This is a genomic window from Microbacterium sp. ABR10 (assembly GCF_057812175.1).
The window spans coordinates 2,631,546-2,646,996 of sequence record NZ_CM173821.1; the positions used below are offsets into that span (position 1 = coordinate 2,631,546).

The window sequence follows — 15,451 nt, forward strand, 5'->3', positions numbered from 1 at the left end:
GGGTCGGCGGCATCAGGAGCGCGCGCCGCGGGGGCCTAGGCTGAATCCACCGACCCCAGGAGGACGCCGTGACCCGACCGCCCACCGCGCGCCGCGTCGTGATCGCCGGGGCGAGCGGCTTCGTCGGACGGGCGCTGACGCGGGCGTTCGAGGACGACGGGTACGACGTCTTCACCGTCGGCCGGACGGGGTCCGCCGTGTGGGGAGACGCCGCCGCGATCTCGCGTCTCGTCGACGGCGCCGACGTGCTGGTGAACCTCGCGGGCAAGATCGTGTCGTGCCGGTACACCGACGCGAACCGCGACGAGATCCTGCGCTCCCGCGTCGACACGACCCGTGAACTGCACGCGGCCGTCGCCGCGGCCGCGCATCCGCCGCGCGTGTGGATGAACGCCTCCACCGCCACCGTCTACCGGCACGAGACCGAACGCGGCAACGACGAGATCGACGGGGTCATCGGCGAGGGCTTCTCGGTCGACGTGGCGACGAGCTGGGAGCGCGCCCTCTTCGCCGGCGACCTGCCCGCGACCCGGCGGGTGGCGCTGCGCATGGCGATCGTCCTCGGAGACGGGCCCGCGACCCGCATGCTCTTCGCGCTCGGACGCCTGGGGCTCGGCGGACCGCAGATCGACAGCTGGTGGTTCCCGCACCGCCGTTACCGCGGCATCGGCGCCCACCCCACCGGCGCGGTGTTGTCGAGCTGGCACCGCACGTCGGGGAGACAGCGCTTCAGCTGGATCCACATCGACGACGTCGTGGCATCCGTCCGCTTCCTTCGCGACCGCGACGACGTCTCGGGACCGATAAATCTCGCAGCACCCGGCGTCAGCGACAACCGCACTTTGATGCGCGAGATTCGGCGCGTGGCCCGGATGCCTCTGGGGCTCCCGGCCTTCCGGTGGATGCTCGACCCCGCCATGGCCCTTCTTCGCAACGAACCGGAACTGGTCCTGAAGAGCCGGTGGGCGGTTCCGCGCGTGCTCACCGAGGCGGGCTTCTCCTTCAGCTACCCGGAGCTCGGTTCCGCGCTCGACGCGGTTGCCGCCTCGCGCAGGCCGCGGGCACGCGACTTGTTCTCGGTCTGAATCGATTCCCCCTGACCCGAAGGAGCCGACCCCGCGTTCGCGGTCGGTGAGCCCGGAGGACAGCGAGAACGACGGATGCCGTGTCCGCGGCGGGCCGCGTCAGACCTTCCGGCGGACGAAGCGCAGGACCGCCATGACGGCCCCGACGATCAGGATGATGAGGCCGATCCACAGCAGGAACTTCACGGCCTCGACGAAGATGCCGAGGAAGAGCAGCACGAGACCGACGATGACGAGAAGGATGGCGAGAGCAGGCATGACCACAGCCTGCGCCGACGCAGATTCCTCTTCCATGGCCTTGACACCTCGGCACGTGCGCCACAGGGCACCTGTCAAGACCGCTGCGGCGGCGCCCGGGCGGGTCTAGCGTCGACCCACCACGATCTAGGAGGCGGCAATGGCTGAACGCGATGTCAACGGACACGGCACGGGACCCGAAGAGGGCGAGTACACCGATCTGCAGCTGCCGGACGGGACGGCCGATCGCGGGAGCGCCGACCTGCCGGGCGAGTACGTCGACCGTCAGAACGTCGACGGCACCCAGGAGCGACCCCGGTCCGACGAGGCGGGCGCGTATACCGATGTGCAGCTGCCGGGCGGCGACGAGTCGCGCGAAGACATCGACGATCCCGGCGAGTACACCGACCGCGATCGGTGAGCCGCTCAGCGGTCCAGCGTGGTCTCGGGCGCTGAGCCGTATGCGGCGCGGTACGCCGCGACGAACGCGGCGCGGTCGAGGAAGCCCCACCGAGTGGCCACCTCGTCGACCGTGACGCAGGTCGGATCCGCATCGATGAGATCGGCGTGCGCCGCGCTCACGCGGGCGGCCGCGAGGTACTCCTCCGGGTTGTCGGCGAGTTGGCCGTTGGCGACGAAAGCGCGCCGCAGGCCCAGGGTCGATGTCCCCACGGCCCGAGCGGCGTCGTCGACCGTGATGGCCAGCGACGCATGATCGTCGATCCACGCCATCGCCGAGGTGTAGATCGACGCCTGCTCCAAGGCCGAGGCACGGCGTTCCCGGGGGTCGCCGGCAAGGGGGAAGGCCTCCAGGGTCGCGGCTACCAGCGACCGTCGCACGTGCGCACGAGCGAGGGGCTCCGCCATCACCGGCAGTTGGGTCTGCGCCCAGCGGACGGTGGCGAGCCAGTAGTCCCGCATGCGCCGCGACACCGGCTCGGCTCCGGCGAAACGCACGTTCAGAGACTCGTCGCCGTAGATCGCTCGCGCCGACTCGGTGAGCCAGGCCACGTCGAAGGCGACGAGCTGCACCGTGGTGTGGCGCGGGCGTCCCACGAGCTCCTGCCCGGGTTGCACGAGGCCCGGATCGACGCTGTAGTCCCCCGACTCCGAGCCGACGACCCAGGCGTAGCCGGGGGTCGAGGTCGCGAAGTAGAAGCGATCCGCCTCGTAGACCACCTCCGCCCGGCACGCCCACGTCAGTCGGCGCATCGAGAACGCGCCGTCCCCCACCGCATGCTCGGCGAACGACGCCCGCTCCGCCTGGACATCGACGCGGCCGTAGTGCTCCTGCAGCCAGGCCTGCGTCGCGGCGAGGTCGGCGGTTCGGACGCTCGTGTCGAAGAAGTCGTTCATGGGGAGATTGATCGACCGGCGAAATGCCGGTGCTTCGGTGCCCATGATAGTTAACCTGACACCTCATCCCCTTCCGGAGGAACTCGCATGTCGAACTCGCCGTCCATCCGCCCCGTCACCCCTGACGACGCCGGGGAAGTGCTCACCATCCAGCGCGCCGCCTTCGTGAGCGAAGCCCTCATCTATGGCGACCCCGATATGCCGCCGCTCACGCAGACCCTCGAAGAGCTGCGGGCCGAACTCGTCGAGAACCTCGGCTGCGTCGCCGTGACGGAGCAGCGCATCGTCGGGGCGGTGCGGGCGCGCCTCGATGGCAGGCTCCTGCTCATCGGGCGCCTGGCCATCGCACCCGATCAGCAGGGCGAGGGCCTGGGAACGCTACTCCTCGACGCGGTCGAGCAGCGCGGCCGCGAGGCCGGCGCGACCGAGGCCGAGCTGTTCACCGGGGGGTTGAGCGAGGCCAATCAGCGGCTGTACGAGCGGGAGGGCTATCACCGCACCGAGGAGACGGCCGACGGCGAGATCTTCTACCGCAAGGCTCTCGCCTGACTCCACCGGTGGCTTCGACAGGCTCAGCCACCTGTCCATGCGCGGCCCCGGGCCGGGCGCCGCTCCCCCGAGCCGCACACAGGTCCCCGGGCCGCGCATGAGGCCCTGAGGCGCGCACAGGTCCCCGGGCCGCGCATGAGGCCCTGAGGCGCGCACAGGTCCCTGAGCCCGTCGAAGGGACCGAGAGCCCGTCGAAGGGACCGAGACCCGCGCACGCAGAAAGGAGCCGCCGCCCGCACCCGGACGACGGCCCCTTCCTGCGCGGCACTTACGGCGTCGGCATCCCGCCGTTGACGTTGAGCGTCTCACCGATGACGTAGCTCGACTCCGCCGACGCGAGGTACACGAACGCCGGCGCGAGTTCGGCGGGCTGGCCCATGCGCCCGAGCGGGGTCTCCTCGCCGAACTCGTCGACCTTCTCGTCGGGCTGACCGTCGGTGACCTGCAGGGGCGTCCAGATCGGTCCCGGCGCCACCGCGTTCACGCGGATGCCCTTCGGCGCGAGCTGCTGGCCCAGCGCCTTGGTGAAGGTGTTGATGGTCGACTTCGTCGAGGCGTAGTCGACGAGGATCGGTGCCGGCGAGTACGCCTGGATCGACGTGGTGTTGATGATGGTCGAGCCCGGTGCGAGATGCGGCACGGCCTCTTTGCAGATCCAGAACATCGCGTAGACGTTGGTCTTGAACGTGTCGTCGAACTGCTCGTCGCTCAGCGTGGTGATGTCTTCGTTGAAGATCTGCTTGCCGCCGTTGTTGACGACGATGTCGAGGCCGCCGAGGCCCTCGACCGCTTCCTTCACGAGCGTCCGGGCGTACTCGCGCTCGCGCAGGTCGCCGGGGATCTGCACGACGGTCGCGCCTGCCTCGCGGAGGATGCCGGCGATGCGGTCGGCATCCACCTTCTCCTCGGGCAGGTACGACATCGCGACCGAGGCACCCTCTCGGGCGAAGGCGATCGCGGTGGCGGCACCGATGCCCGAGTCGGCGCCGGTGATGAGGGCCTTGCGACCCTTCAGGCGCTCGCTGCCGACGTAGGTGTCCTCACCGAGGGCGGCCTTGGGCGTGAGCTCGGCGTCGAGACCGGGCTCTTTCTGGTCCTGCGACTGCGGGTCGATGTCCGCGTAGAGCTTCGTCGGGTCGGTGAACGTGTACTGCGTGCTCATGGCGAGTCCTTTCAGGGGGATGCCGGGGCGGAACCGCACCGGCGGGGGTCAGTGTCCGCGGAGGTCGGCGTCGTCGACGAGATCGCGGATGACGAGAGCGGCGTTGATCAGTGCGAGGTGGCTCAGCGCCTGCGGCAGATTGCCCCAGAATGCGCCGTCGGCCTCGGCGATCATCTCCGAGTAGATGCCGACGTCGTTGCCCTGGGCGACGAGCGCGTCCATCGCATCGATCGCTTCGCCGTGGCGCCCGACGCAGGCCAGGGCCGTGGCCCGCCAGAAGGCGCACGCGACGAACGTCTGCTCCTCCTGGTCCATACCGGTGTAGCGGTACACGAGATGGGTGTCTGTCGTCAGGCGCTCGGTGATGGCGTCGATCGTCTTCGACATCCGCACGCCGCGGTCGAAGCCGGTGGGGGCATGCAAGAGCACCGACGCGTCGAGGTCGTCGCTCCCCGGCGCGAGCGTGTAGGCCTCGAGCTTCTCCGACCAGCAGTGCTCCTCGACCCAGCGGTGGATGCGGTCGCGCTCGGCGCGCCACCGGTCGCCATTGTCGGGGATGTGCCCGCCGTCGGCCAGCCACTGGGCATCGTCGAGCGCCTTCCAGCAGCCCATCTTCGAGGAGGTGTAGTGGCGCAGCTCGGGCAACTCCCACATCCCGGAGTCCTCGCGACGCCAGAGGTCGCAGGTGCGGTCGGCCACGTCGGCGAGCAGGCGCCCGGTCTGCGTATCGAGGCGGTTTCCGGCTTGGACGTACGTGCGGCACAGCGCGATCAGGTCGCCGTAGACGCCGAGCTGCAGCTGTCCCTGGGCGGGGTTGCCGGTGACGACGGGCTGGTTGCCGTTCCATCCCGGAACCTCGTGCTTCTCGAGGCCGATCTCGGCGTCACCGTCGAGGGTGTACATCACCTGCACCTCGGGACCGTTCTTGCGGATCGTGCGCAGCAGCCACGAGATCGCGGCATGCGTCTCTTCGCGAAGGCCGAAGCCCACCCACGCGTGCGCGGTGTACGCGAGGTCGCGCACCCAGGCGTAGCGGTAGTCCCAATTCTTCCCGCCGCGGGGGTTCTCGGGGAGCGATGTCGTCGCCGCGGCGGCGATCGCGCCGGTCGGGCTGAAGAGCAGCAGTTTCAGCGCGAGGGCGCTCCGCTGCACGTCATCAGCCCAGGGTCCCTCGTACGAGAACTCGTCCGACCACATCGTCCACCCGTCGACCGTGCGGTCGATGCCGCGATCGACGTTCTTCGCGTCCGGAACACGAAGGGGCTCGCCCTCGGTCGCGGCGATGACGAGCAGGTGCCGCGACCCCTTCGAGGTGGTGAAGCCGCCGTCGATGCTCTCGTTCCGCGAATCGGGTGCTCCGTGGATGCCATGCTCGTGCCCGACGACGGCGAGCGAGACGTGGCCGATGCGCATGATCGAGAATCCGTCGATACGTTCGGTCCAGGGCGACGCCGATCGCAGCATCGTCCCCGGCTGCACGCACCATGCGAACTCGACCTCGCCCTTGACCCCGTCGACGCGTCGGGCGAGTTCAGCCCACGGGAGGCGACCGGCGATGCCGGTGACCATGGCATCCGTGAGGGTGGCCACGCCCGTCGCCGTGGTGAAGGTCGTCTCGAGGACGTTGGTGCGCGGGATGTAGCGTCGCGTGACTTCGTACTCGCCCACCGGCGCCAACTGGATGCAGCCGCCGGCCGACTCGTCGACGAGTCGCGCGAACACCGGCCGGGAGTGGATGTTGGGAAGCGGCAGCCAGTCGACCGACCCGTCGAGCCCGATCAAGGCGACCGTTCGACCGTCGCCGATGGCCGCGTAATCGCGCAGCGGTCGAGACGGAGCAGGAGGGGTGGTTGTCACGTACTCACGCTAGGAACGGCTCGGCGGCCCCGAGGCGGGGTTGTCGAATCGATTCCGAGCGGCTACGGAGACCCCGGGCGGCGCCGGTACTCCGCCGCGCTGGACCCCGCAACCCCCGCCGCAGGGCCCGCAACGCCGCCTAACGTCGCTGATGACTGTGAGTGAAAGGAACGCGCATGTCCACCACTACCAAGGACGCCCCCACCAAGAACCGCCGTCGTCCCGCCCGAGGCGGGAGCGGCCCCGAGACCACCGACGAGCAGAACGCCGAGAAGGGCTTCCAGGCGTCGGAGCAGTTGACGGACGCCCTCCAGGCCGTCCTGGTCGACCTGATCGAGCTGTCGGTCCAGGGCAAGCAGGCCCACTGGAACGTCGTCGGCAAGAACTTCCGCGACACCCACCTGCAGCTCGACGAGATCATCGACGCCGCGCGCGAGTTCGGTGACGAGGTCGCCGAGCGCATGCGCGCCCTGCACGCTCTGCCCGATGGCCGCAGCGACACCGTCGCCGAGACCACCACGCTCCCCGAGTTCCCGCAGGGCGAGGTCGACACCGCCGAGGTCATCGACCTCATCACGGAACGTCTCGACGCGACCGTGGGCACCGTTCGCGACGTGCACGACGATGTCGACGACGAAGACCCCACGAGCGCCGACATCCTGCACAGCGTGCTCGAGCGCCTCGAGCAGCTGTCGTGGATGGTCAGCGCCGAGAACCGCGTCGCCCGCAAGTCGTAAAAGCGACCGAGGACACCGGATGCCGGGGCCCCAGGGCCTCGGCATCCGTCGTCGTTGCGGTGCCTCCGGGGACTTCGACGGGCTCAGTCCCCTTTGTCATGCGTGAAGGGCGGCCCCTGAGCCCGCCGAGGGGTCAGCCCCGTGCGATGAGGAACGGAGGGTGAGGACCTTCGATTCGCGCCAACGTGATCTTGACGTCCATGAGCGTCGCACCTACCTCCGCGATTCGGCGGTCGACGTCCGCGAATCGTCGGTCGACCTCGGCGAATCGTCCGTCGACCTCCGCGAATCGGCGGTCCACCTGCGCGAATCGCTCGTCCGTGCTCGCCTCGAGACGATCGAAGCGTCGATCCACGCGATCGAAACGCTCGTCCGTGCGCCGCTCCAGCCGTGCCAGCATCCATTTCATTCCGCCCAGGATGGCGACGGCGAATGTGAGGAAGAACGCGGCGAGCGCAACGAACGCCTGCACGGTATCGAGGGTCACGGGCGGTCCTTCCTGTTCACGGGATGCGTCGAATGTATGTCACTCCGCCGACGACGAGTCATGTGCACGTGCGATGTGCGGAGAATTTCACCCGAACCGTGCGTGTGGAGGAACCGTCAGAGCCGCAGCACCTCGGTGACCCGCACCATCGCGGTGCCCTCCTCCTCGGAAGCCGCGAGGTCGACCTCCGCCCGGATGCGCCAGTCGTGGTCGCCGGCGGGGTCGTCGATGATCTGCTCGACCCGCCAGAGGCCGTCGGCGGCCAACGACTCGTCGATGACGACGAGGGCCGAGGAGCGCGCCGCTCCCCCGGTGCCGATGCCGTCGTGCTCGTCGAAGTACGCATCCAGCTTCGCGGGCCAGTCGACGTCGGGGTCGAGCTCGACGAGCTCATCGTCGCGTTGGAGCGCTGCGAGTTGCACCCGGCGGAACATCTCGTTGCGCACGAGCACGACGAACGCGCGCCGGTTCGTGAGGATCGACGGCGGCGCCGGCGGGACCACGGGGGCGGTCGGGTCGTCGGCCGGGTTGATGAGCTGCTCCCACTCGTCGACGAGGCTCGAGTCCACCTGGCGCACGAGCTCTCCGAGCCAGGCGATGAGGTCGAGCAGGTCGGGCGTCTGCGCGTCGACGGGGACGGTCTGGCGGATGGCGCGGTAGGCGTCGCTGAGGTAGCGCAGCACGAGCCCCTCGCTGCGGGCGAGCTGGTACAGCGAGACGTACTCGCCGAACGAGCAGGCCCGTTCGAACATGTCGCGCACGACCGACTTGGGGGACAGCTCGAAGTCGCGGATCCAGGGCTGGCTGGATGCGAACACCTCGTACGCCTGCGCGAGAAGGTCGTCGAGGGGCTTGGGCCAGGTGATCTCCTCGAGCAGCTCCATGCGCTCGTCGTACTCGATGCCCTCGCGCTTCATCGCCGCCACGGCTTCCCCGCGCGCGCGGAACTGCTGCTGCGACAGGATCGGGCGCGGATCGTCGAGCGTCGCCTCGATCACGCTGACGACGTCCAGCGCGTAGTGGCCCGTGCCGACCGACGACGCCGGGGGCGTGGCATCCGGTGCCCATCCGAGCTCGACCTCGGGGTCGAGCATCTCGATCGCCGCGAGCGCGAACGGTGACAGCGGCTGGTTGAGGGCAAAGTTCGGCTGCAGGTCGACGGTGAGCCGGATGCCGTCGGGCCCCGCTTCGACCACTCCGGCCTGGACGAGCGTGCGGAAGATCGCGATCGCTCGGCGGGCGAGCTCGTACCGGCGGGTGGGCGACTCGTGGTTGTCGAAGACCAGGGAGCGCACGTTCGCGAACACGTCGCCGCCGCGCGCGATGACGTTGATGAGCATGGCGGCCGACAGCTTCATCTGCGGCTGCAGCGGCTCGGGTTCGGCGGCGACGAGACGGTCGTAGCTCTGCTCGGTCCAGTTGACGAATCCCTGCGGTGCCTTCTTGCGCACGATCTTCTTCTGCTTCTTCAGGTCGTCGCCGGCCTTGAGGATCTGAGCGGCGTTCTCGATCTCGTGATCGGGCGCCATGACCACCACCGTGCCGGCGGTGTCGTATCCGGCACGGCCCGCGCGACCTGAGATCTGGTGGAACTCGCGCGCCGAGAGCTGGCGCATGCGGGTGCCGTCGTACTTGGTCAGCGCGGTCATGAGCACGGTGCGGATGGGCACGTTGATGCCGACGCCGAGGGTGTCGGTGCCGCAGATGACGCGCAGGAGCCCGCGTTGCGCGAGCGTCTCGACGAGCCGTCGGTACCGCGGCAGCATGCCGGCGTGGTGCACGCCGATGCCGGCACGGACGTACCGCGACAGCGTCTTGCCGAACCCGGTGGTGAAGCGGAACCCGCCGATCGCCTCCGCGATCTCGTCGCGTTGCTCGCGGCCGATGATGCGGATCGACGACAGCGCCTGTGCACGCTCCATCGCCGCGGCCTGCGAGAAGTGCACGACGTAGATCGGCGCCTGCCTCGTGTCGAGCAGCTCCTGCACGGTCTCGTGCACGGGAGTGCGCGCGTACTCGAAGTGCAGGGGCACCGGACGCTCGACGCCGGTCACGCGCGCGGTCGGCCGGCCGGTGCGGCGCGAGAGGTCGTCGGCGATGTCGGTGACGTCACCGAGGGTCGCCGACATCAGGATGAACTGCGCGCGCGTCAACAGGAGGAGCGGCACCTGCCACGCCCAGCCGCGGTCGGCCTCGCCGTAGTAATGGAACTCGTCCATGACGACCTGGTCGACGTGCGCGTCGGCCCCCTGGCGGAGGGCGAGGTTCGCGAGGATCTCGGCGGTGCAGCAGATGATCGGCGCATCCGCGTTGACCGACGAGTCGCCCGTGACCATACCGACGTTCTCGGCTCCGAAGATGTCGACGAGCGCGAAGAACTTCTCGCTCACGAGCGCCTTGATCGGGGCGGTGTAATAGGTGCGACCTCCCCGGGAGAGGGATGCCGCGTGCGCCGCGACGGCGACCAGCGACTTGCCCGTGCCGGTCGGGGTCGACAGGATCACGTTCGCCCCCGACACGATCTCGATGACCGCCTCGTCTTGCGCGGGGTAGAGCGTCAGCCCGCGGGAGGCCGCCCACTCGACGAAGCCGAGGTACACGGCATCCGGATCGCTGCCGGTGGGCACGTGCTCGAGGAGGGGGGTCACTCCCCCACCCTCTCATCCGCCGGGTGGCGGGGCCCTTCGACAAGCTCAGGGACCACCCCCTCCCGCAAAATCAGGGACCAACCCTTCGACAAGCTCAGGGACCATCCTGCCGAGGTGGCTGAGCCCGTCGAAGCCACCGATCCGCTTCCCCGCCTCAGCCTCCTTCGGCGAAGACGCCCACGTTCTCACCGTCGAAGACGAACTGCACGCTGGTGCCGATCGGGAAGCGGTCGATGAACGGCTCCGGCATCCCCTCCGCCACGACGAACTCCACGGTCGCAGGGAAGATCCCCGCACCGCACCCGCCGTAGACGAAGTTGCCGCTGACCCCGCGCGCGCCGCGTTCCGCGACCTCGGAGGAGTCGAGGAGGTACACGCACGGACTGCGGTTCTCGGTTGCATCGACCTGGGCGAATCCCACGAACGCGGTCACGCCGTAGAAGTCCTTGAACGCGCGCTCCGCGCCCGTGCGCTGGCCGAAGATCGATGGGGTCTCGGTGTCGGGATCCTCCTCGAGCGTGCCGACCTGCGGAGCGCCCACCGAATTCGACACGGGCAAGAAGGTCACGCTGAGCGCCGTCCCGGCGCTCGCCAGCGCGGTGACGACCGCGAGCGAGATCGCCCACGCCCACACCTGACGCCGCGATCGCACGAGGGGGCGACGCTCGCGCGGCACCTCGTCGTCCTCGACCTCGGATTCTCCGGGGCCTTCCGCACCGTCGTCTGCACCGGACGCCGTCGGCTCGGCCGGGTCGTGCGGCGCCGGTGTCTGCGGCGGGGGCGAAAAGCGCTCGCGCCGCTCGAGTTCTTCGAGGGCCGAGAGCCGCTCCGACGCCGCCGGGTCGCCGGCGATGTCCGCGTCGGGACCGTAGGCCCGGGCACGCAGGCGACGCAGCTCGTGGCGTACGTCGTCGTCCATGCTCTGAATGGTTCCACACCTCGAAGGGGCCGGGGCCATCTGGCGGTCCATGCGCGGGAATAGACCGAGACGACCCGCGTTGCACCTCGTATGCGCTCCTTCGGCACACTCTCCTTCGGCCATTACGGCCCCCTCGGCGGCGGGCACCACCTGACCGCCGGTGACTCGATGCTGCAGGCGATCGACCTCGCCCAGGGCATGGACGACCTCGGCGTCAACGGCATCTCGTTCCGCGTGCACCACTTCGCCCGTCAGCAGGCGGCTCCTATGCCCCTGCTCGCCGCGATCGCCGCCCGCACCTCACGTATCGAGGTCGGCACCGGTGTCATCGACATGCGTTATGAGAACCCGCTCATGCTCGCCGAGGAGGCGGCATCCGTCGACCTCATCAGCGGCAACCGACTCGCGCTCGGCGTGAGCCGTGGTTCACCCGAGAGCGTCGTGCGTGGCTACGAGGCGTTCGGCTACACCGGGTCCGACGACCCGCGCGGCGGCGACATCGCCCGCAAGCACTTCGACCTCTTCCTCCGCGCGATCGACGGCGAGGGCCTGGCCGAACGCGACCCGCACAGCCCCTTCGGCGGCGGAACCGGCCTGCAGCGCATCGAGCCGCACTCCCCGGGATTGCGTAAGCGCATCTGGTGGGGCGCCGGCACGACGGCCACCGCCGAGTGGGCCGGTCGCCTGGGTGTCAACCTGATGTCGTCGACACTGCTCACCGAGGCCGACGGCACGCCGTTCGACCTCCTGCAGGCGCAGCAGCTCGACGCCTTCCGTGCCGCCTGGCGCGAGGCCGGCCACGAGGGCGAGCCCCGCACGTCGGTGAGCCGCAGCATCTTCCCGATCGTCACGGCCGAAGACGAGATGTACTTCGGCGGATCGGCGGGCAACGACCAGATCGGCGTCATCGACGGCATGCGCTCGACCTTCGGCAAGACCTACGCGGCCACCCCCGACAAGCTCGTCGAGCAGCTGCTGAACGACGCGGCGGTGATGAGCGCCGACACCTTGATGCTGACGATCCCGTCGCAGATGGGCGTGGAGTTCAACCTGCGCCTCGTCGAGAACTTCGCCACGCACGTCGCCCCTGCGCTCGGATGGCAGTCGACGCTCGCACCCGTCTCCGTCTGAGCGCCGTCGACGGCATCCGGTTCTCACACGAGCCTCGGATGCCGTCGGTGGCCCCATCGTGACAACCTGGAGAGATGGACGCACTGACTCAGCTCGTTCTTCTCGTCACACTCGCGGCCGTCGCGCTCTACGCCCTGTATTGGACCGTACGCCGGGCCATCCGCGACGAACTCACGTCCACCGGCGGGCGGGACGATCCGCCCGCCGGTGGACCGGGGACATGACCAGCCTGGCTCAGCGCTGGCCTGCAGCGGCGCGCGAGCGCGCGATGGTCTGCGTCACGAGGTACTCGCCCCACGCCACGGCGTAGGCCCCGAGGGCCGCCCACGTCCAGGTCGACGGGAGGAGCCCGACGAGGCCGAGCAGGGATGCCACGGTGAGAGCCGTGACGACGATGAGCACCGGCAGCACGACCCGCTCCCCGACCGAGGGTCCGGCGACCCACCAGGTCGCGAAGATCGCACCCGCCGTGGCGACGAGGAGGATGACCGGGGTCCACCACGACCCGAGCGCACCCATGGTCATGGCCGCGCCCACGCCCGCGATGGCGAGCGAGGCCGTCCGAAGCGACCGGGTGGTCATGGACCGGTCGGCGGGCGTGCGGGCGGCAGGGGTGCGGGACGCAGAGGGAATGACGGGCTCCTTCACGAAACGGGGTCGCTTCCCAGCGTAGACAGGATGCCGACGACGGGGCTGTCTACGGTGGACGAATGACCCTCACCCTGACCCGCGTCGAGGCCGGTGTGCGAGACCGTGACGCGTTGACCGCCTTTCTGACCGGGAACATCTTCCCCTTCCACGTGCGCGAGCGACTCACCGTCGCGCAGGTCACGGCGGACATCGACGCCGGACGCTGGGGCGATGACCGCACCGAGGCGTTCTGGATCGACGACCATGAGCGAGGCCACATCGGTCTGCTCCGCCTCGACGACCTCGGCGATCCGACGGCGGTGGTCGACCTGCGTCTCGCGGAGCGGTGGCGCGGCAGGGGCGTAGGCGCGGGCGTCCTCACGCTCGCCGTGGAGCACACGTTCCGCACGCATGCCGGCGTCGTTCGCGTCGAGGGTCATACGCGCGAAGACAACATCGCGATGCGCCGCACGTTCGAGAAGAGCGGGTGGGTGCGCGAGGGCTGGTTCCGAGACGGCTGGCCCGTGATGGGCGGCGCGCCCCTGGCATCCGTCGCCTACGGCGTGCTGCGTCGCGACTGGGCGAGCGGTGAGACGACGCTCGTCCCCCGCGATCCCGGGGTGGGTGCCCTGAGCCCGCGCACACGGGATGCCGAGACCCTCATCACTGACGCGTGGGCGGCCGAGGAAAGTCTGCTGGATCCTGCTGTCAGATCCGACGCCGACGAACTGCGCCGTCTGCTCGCCGACGACTTCACCGAGATCGGTCGGTCCGGACGACGGTGGACCCGTGACGACATCATCGTCGCCCTCGCCGCTGAGACGACGAGTGCCCGTCCGCCGACCATCGAGGAGCGGGAGAGCCGGCTGCTCGGACCGGAGACGGTTCTGCTGACTTACCTTCTACGAGCCGACGACCGCGTCAGCCGGCGATCATCGGTGTGGCAGGGCGATCCCCGTCCCCGCTGCGTCTTCCACCAGGGAACAGCGGTGCACGACTGACTCAGGGAGCAGAGGGGAACGAGGGCCGCGCGACAGGCGCGGCCTCGGGGTTCGCCCGGCGAAACGCGGCGAGATCGCGCACGTTCTTCTGCACGGCGACAACGGCGAACAAGCTCATCGCGAAACCGATGCCGTAGAAGCCCTTCTCAGAGAGAAGGAGCTCGGCGTTCCAGAGGCCGATCACCATCAGGGTCAACGACACCAGCAGCATCCCCCATGCCACGCCGAGGTACGCGCCGGTGACGGGAACGTCTTCGGCGCGGTCGCGCACCGCCTTCTGCACGCTGATGGCGGCGAAGAGACCGAGTAGGAACACCGCCAGGAAGAACCCCTTCTCCGACAGCAGCATCCGGGCGTTGTACAACCCGACGAAGTACACGGTGGCTCCCAGTCCGAGCGCCACCCACGACGCTCCGACGAACGCTCCGGTCGGTCGACCGAGCATCTGCTGCTTCTGGATATCCGACATGGTCCCCACCCTTCATCCGTCCCCCACGGGAGACATATTCCGTGGCGGAGAACCTAGCGCTGGCCACATGCTGGTGGAGACATACGAGCGAATCTGTGGATAGACCTGGGTGGGGGGAAACGGTCTGCTCCCGTCCGCCGTCCGCGAACTCCGTTCGCGAGGCGGCGGCGACGGTGGTTGGCTGGCGCGCATGCGACGCATACTCATCCTCGGTGGAACCGCATGGCTCGGCCGCGCGATAGCGGCGGCCGCGGTCGCGTCCGGCGCCGACGTGGTTTGTCTCGCCCGCGGTGAGGCCGGTGCGGTCATCCCGGGCTCACGACTCGTGCGCGCCGATCGACGCTCCCCGGATGCCTACGACGCGCTCGACGGCGAGTGGGACGACGTCGTCGAACTGTCATGGGACCCGGAGTTCGTGGCATCCGGACTCGACGCCCTCGCCGACCGCGCGAAGCACTGGACGCTCGTCTCGAGCGTCTCGGTGTACGCCCGCTCCGACATCCCGTTCGCCGACGAGGATGCGGATCTGGTGGAGCCGGCCGATCTGTCGCAGTACGCGGATGCCAAGGTGCACGCCGAGCGGCTCACCGCGGCGCGCCTGGGTGATCGCGCTCTGCTCGCCCGCGCGGGCCTCATCGTGGGTCCGGGCGACCCGACCGATCGCTTCGGCTACTGGCCGGCCCGCTTCGCCCGGGGAGGACGGGTGCTCACCCCCGATCCGCACGGGCGGTACGTGCAGGGCATCGACGTCGACGACCTCGCCGCCTGGATCGAACGCGCCGGCACAGCGGGCGTCACCGGGCCGATCAACGCCGTCGGCGAGGAGTACCCGCTGGCCGCGGTCCTCGCGGCGGCCGCCGACGCAGCGGGAGTCCCCGGCGACACGGCTGCGCTCGACGACGCCACGCTGACGGCCCGCGGTGTGCAGCACTGGATGGGTGCGCGCTCACTGCCGCTGTGGCTCCCCGCCGAGGCGCGGGGCTTCTCGCGGCGCAGCGACGCCGCCTTCGTGGCATCCGGTGGTCTGCGGCGGCCGCTCGCCGAGACGATGCGGCGCACGCTCGCGGATGAACGGGCGCGCGGTGTGGATCGCCCCCGCCGCGCGGGTCTCACGCTCGGCGAAGAGGCGGAAGTCCTGGCAGCGACGTCTCGCTGACGGCGGTCACCTGAGACGTCCCCCGAA

17 protein-coding genes are annotated in these 15,451 nt (G+C 69.7%); 8 read left to right on the forward strand and 9 right to left on the reverse strand.

Translation table 11 applies throughout. From position 1 onward, the window contains the following. Positions 1-68: 68 nt before the first annotated feature. Entirely contained in the window at positions 69-1,085 is a 1,017-nt protein-coding gene (locus tag ACXKZF_RS12165) for an epimerase (protein WP_488984357.1), read from the forward strand. 99 nt (positions 1,086-1,184) lie between these two features. On the opposite strand, the gene ACXKZF_RS12170 is transcribed toward ACXKZF_RS12165, so the two are convergent. After that, on the reverse strand, positions 1,185-1,343 hold the full coding sequence (locus tag ACXKZF_RS12170) for a hypothetical protein (protein ID WP_488984358.1): 159 nt from the start codon (positions 1,341-1,343) through the stop codon (positions 1,185-1,187). A 139-nt stretch (positions 1,344-1,482) separates the two neighbouring features. Between ACXKZF_RS12170 and ACXKZF_RS12175 the strand changes: the two genes are divergently transcribed. Continuing rightward, a complete protein-coding gene (locus ACXKZF_RS12175) occupies positions 1,483-1,743 on the forward strand; it encodes a hypothetical protein (RefSeq protein WP_055956241.1) in 261 nt (86 codons plus the stop codon). A gap of 5 nt (positions 1,744-1,748) precedes the next feature. Here ACXKZF_RS12175 and ACXKZF_RS12180 read toward each other — a convergent pair whose 3' ends face one another. Then, a complete protein-coding gene (locus ACXKZF_RS12180; RefSeq protein WP_488984359.1) occupies positions 1,749-2,678 on the reverse strand; it encodes a helix-turn-helix domain-containing protein in 930 nt (309 codons plus the stop codon). An 87-nt stretch (positions 2,679-2,765) separates the two neighbouring features. On the opposite strand from ACXKZF_RS12180, the gene ACXKZF_RS12185 reads away from it, so the two are divergent. Then, positions 2,766-3,227 carry a GNAT family N-acetyltransferase gene (locus ACXKZF_RS12185; RefSeq protein ID WP_488984360.1) on the forward strand — a complete coding sequence of 154 codons (462 nt, stop codon included), beginning with the start codon at positions 2,766-2,768 and terminating at the stop codon, positions 3,225-3,227. Between the two features lie 268 nt (positions 3,228-3,495). On the opposite strand, the gene ACXKZF_RS12190 is transcribed toward ACXKZF_RS12185, so the two are convergent. Beyond that, entirely contained in the window at positions 3,496-4,389 is an 894-nt protein-coding gene (locus ACXKZF_RS12190; protein ID WP_055956233.1) for an SDR family oxidoreductase, read from the reverse strand. A gap of 48 nt (positions 4,390-4,437) precedes the next feature. Continuing rightward, positions 4,438-6,246, reverse strand: coding sequence for a glycoside hydrolase family 15 protein (locus ACXKZF_RS12195; RefSeq protein WP_488984361.1), 1,809 nt, complete (start codon positions 6,244-6,246; stop codon positions 4,438-4,440). Between the two features lie 176 nt (positions 6,247-6,422). Here ACXKZF_RS12195 and ACXKZF_RS12200 point away from each other — a divergent pair, with 176 nt between their 5' ends. Continuing rightward, a complete protein-coding gene (locus tag ACXKZF_RS12200) occupies positions 6,423-6,983 on the forward strand; it encodes a Dps family protein (RefSeq protein ID WP_055956227.1) in 561 nt (186 codons plus the stop codon). Positions 6,984-7,116: 133 nt separating this feature from the next. Here ACXKZF_RS12200 and ACXKZF_RS12205 read toward each other — a convergent pair whose 3' ends face one another. The 3 genes from ACXKZF_RS12205 to ACXKZF_RS12215 form a co-directional block, all read right to left on the reverse strand. Beyond that, positions 7,117-7,470, reverse strand: coding sequence for a hypothetical protein (locus ACXKZF_RS12205; RefSeq protein ID WP_243224080.1), 354 nt, complete (start codon positions 7,468-7,470; stop codon positions 7,117-7,119). Positions 7,471-7,586: 116 nt separating this feature from the next. Beyond that, entirely contained in the window at positions 7,587-10,118 is a 2,532-nt protein-coding gene (locus tag ACXKZF_RS12210; RefSeq protein ID WP_488984362.1) for a DEAD/DEAH box helicase, read from the reverse strand. A gap of 154 nt (positions 10,119-10,272) precedes the next feature. Continuing rightward, entirely contained in the window at positions 10,273-11,037 is a 765-nt protein-coding gene (locus tag ACXKZF_RS12215) for a hypothetical protein (protein WP_055956210.1), read from the reverse strand. A 90-nt stretch (positions 11,038-11,127) separates the two neighbouring features. On the opposite strand from ACXKZF_RS12215, the gene ACXKZF_RS12220 reads away from it, so the two are divergent. Both ACXKZF_RS12220 and ACXKZF_RS12225 read left to right on the forward strand, forming a co-directional pair. Continuing rightward, positions 11,128-12,168, forward strand: coding sequence for an LLM class flavin-dependent oxidoreductase (locus ACXKZF_RS12220; protein ID WP_488984363.1), 1,041 nt, complete (start codon positions 11,128-11,130; stop codon positions 12,166-12,168). A gap of 74 nt (positions 12,169-12,242) precedes the next feature. Further along, a complete protein-coding gene (locus ACXKZF_RS12225; RefSeq protein ID WP_200936101.1) occupies positions 12,243-12,392 on the forward strand; it encodes a hypothetical protein in 150 nt (49 codons plus the stop codon). A gap of 10 nt (positions 12,393-12,402) precedes the next feature. On the opposite strand, the gene ACXKZF_RS12230 is transcribed toward ACXKZF_RS12225, so the two are convergent. Further along, positions 12,403-12,750: a hypothetical protein gene (locus ACXKZF_RS12230; RefSeq protein WP_055956203.1), complete on the reverse strand. Its 348-nt coding sequence runs from the start codon at positions 12,748-12,750 to the stop codon at positions 12,403-12,405. A 128-nt stretch (positions 12,751-12,878) separates the two neighbouring features. Between ACXKZF_RS12230 and ACXKZF_RS12235 the strand changes: the two genes are divergently transcribed. Beyond that, entirely contained in the window at positions 12,879-13,799 is a 921-nt protein-coding gene (locus ACXKZF_RS12235; RefSeq protein WP_488984364.1) for a GNAT family N-acetyltransferase, read from the forward strand. Between the two features lies 1 nt (position 13,800). On the opposite strand, the gene yiaA is transcribed toward ACXKZF_RS12235, so the two are convergent. Next, positions 13,801-14,268, reverse strand: a complete 468-nt coding sequence (gene yiaA, locus ACXKZF_RS12240) for an inner membrane protein YiaA (RefSeq protein ID WP_488984365.1) — start codon at positions 14,266-14,268, stop codon at positions 13,801-13,803. Positions 14,269-14,458: 190 nt separating this feature from the next. On the opposite strand from yiaA, the gene ACXKZF_RS12245 reads away from it, so the two are divergent. Further along, positions 14,459-15,424 carry a Rossmann-fold NAD(P)-binding domain-containing protein gene (locus tag ACXKZF_RS12245; RefSeq protein ID WP_488984366.1) on the forward strand — a complete coding sequence of 322 codons (966 nt, stop codon included), beginning with the start codon at positions 14,459-14,461 and terminating at the stop codon, positions 15,422-15,424. Positions 15,425-15,451 lie beyond the last annotated feature (27 nt).

Excerpts from the sequence above, each read along its gene's own strand:
- ACXKZF_RS12170 (WP_488984358.1), bottom strand. The coding sequence starts at position 1,343 with ATGCCTGCTCTCGCCATCCTTCTCGTCATCGTCGGTCTCGTGCTGCTC.
- ACXKZF_RS12175 (WP_055956241.1), top strand. The coding sequence starts at position 1,483 with ATGGCTGAACGCGATGTCAACGGACACGGCACGGGACCCGAAGAGGGC.
- ACXKZF_RS12180 (WP_488984359.1), bottom strand. The coding sequence starts at position 2,678 with ATGAACGACTTCTTCGACACGAGCGTCCGAACCGCCGACCTCGCCGCG.
- ACXKZF_RS12185 (WP_488984360.1), top strand. The coding sequence starts at position 2,766 with ATGTCGAACTCGCCGTCCATCCGCCCCGTCACCCCTGACGACGCCGGG.
- ACXKZF_RS12190 (WP_055956233.1), bottom strand. The coding sequence starts at position 4,389 with ATGAGCACGCAGTACACGTTCACCGACCCGACGAAGCTCTACGCGGAC.
- ACXKZF_RS12200 (WP_055956227.1), top strand. The coding sequence starts at position 6,423 with ATGTCCACCACTACCAAGGACGCCCCCACCAAGAACCGCCGTCGTCCC.
- ACXKZF_RS12215 (WP_055956210.1), bottom strand. The coding sequence starts at position 11,037 with ATGGACGACGACGTACGCCACGAGCTGCGTCGCCTGCGTGCCCGGGCC.
- ACXKZF_RS12220 (WP_488984363.1), top strand. The coding sequence starts at position 11,128 with ATGCGCTCCTTCGGCACACTCTCCTTCGGCCATTACGGCCCCCTCGGC.
- ACXKZF_RS12225 (WP_200936101.1), top strand. The coding sequence starts at position 12,243 with ATGGACGCACTGACTCAGCTCGTTCTTCTCGTCACACTCGCGGCCGTC.
- ACXKZF_RS12230 (WP_055956203.1), bottom strand. The coding sequence starts at position 12,750 with ATGACCACCCGGTCGCTTCGGACGGCCTCGCTCGCCATCGCGGGCGTG.
- ACXKZF_RS12235 (WP_488984364.1), top strand. The coding sequence starts at position 12,879 with ATGACCCTCACCCTGACCCGCGTCGAGGCCGGTGTGCGAGACCGTGAC.
- yiaA (WP_488984365.1), bottom strand. The coding sequence starts at position 14,268 with ATGTCGGATATCCAGAAGCAGCAGATGCTCGGTCGACCGACCGGAGCG.
- ACXKZF_RS12245 (WP_488984366.1), top strand. The coding sequence starts at position 14,459 with ATGCGACGCATACTCATCCTCGGTGGAACCGCATGGCTCGGCCGCGCG.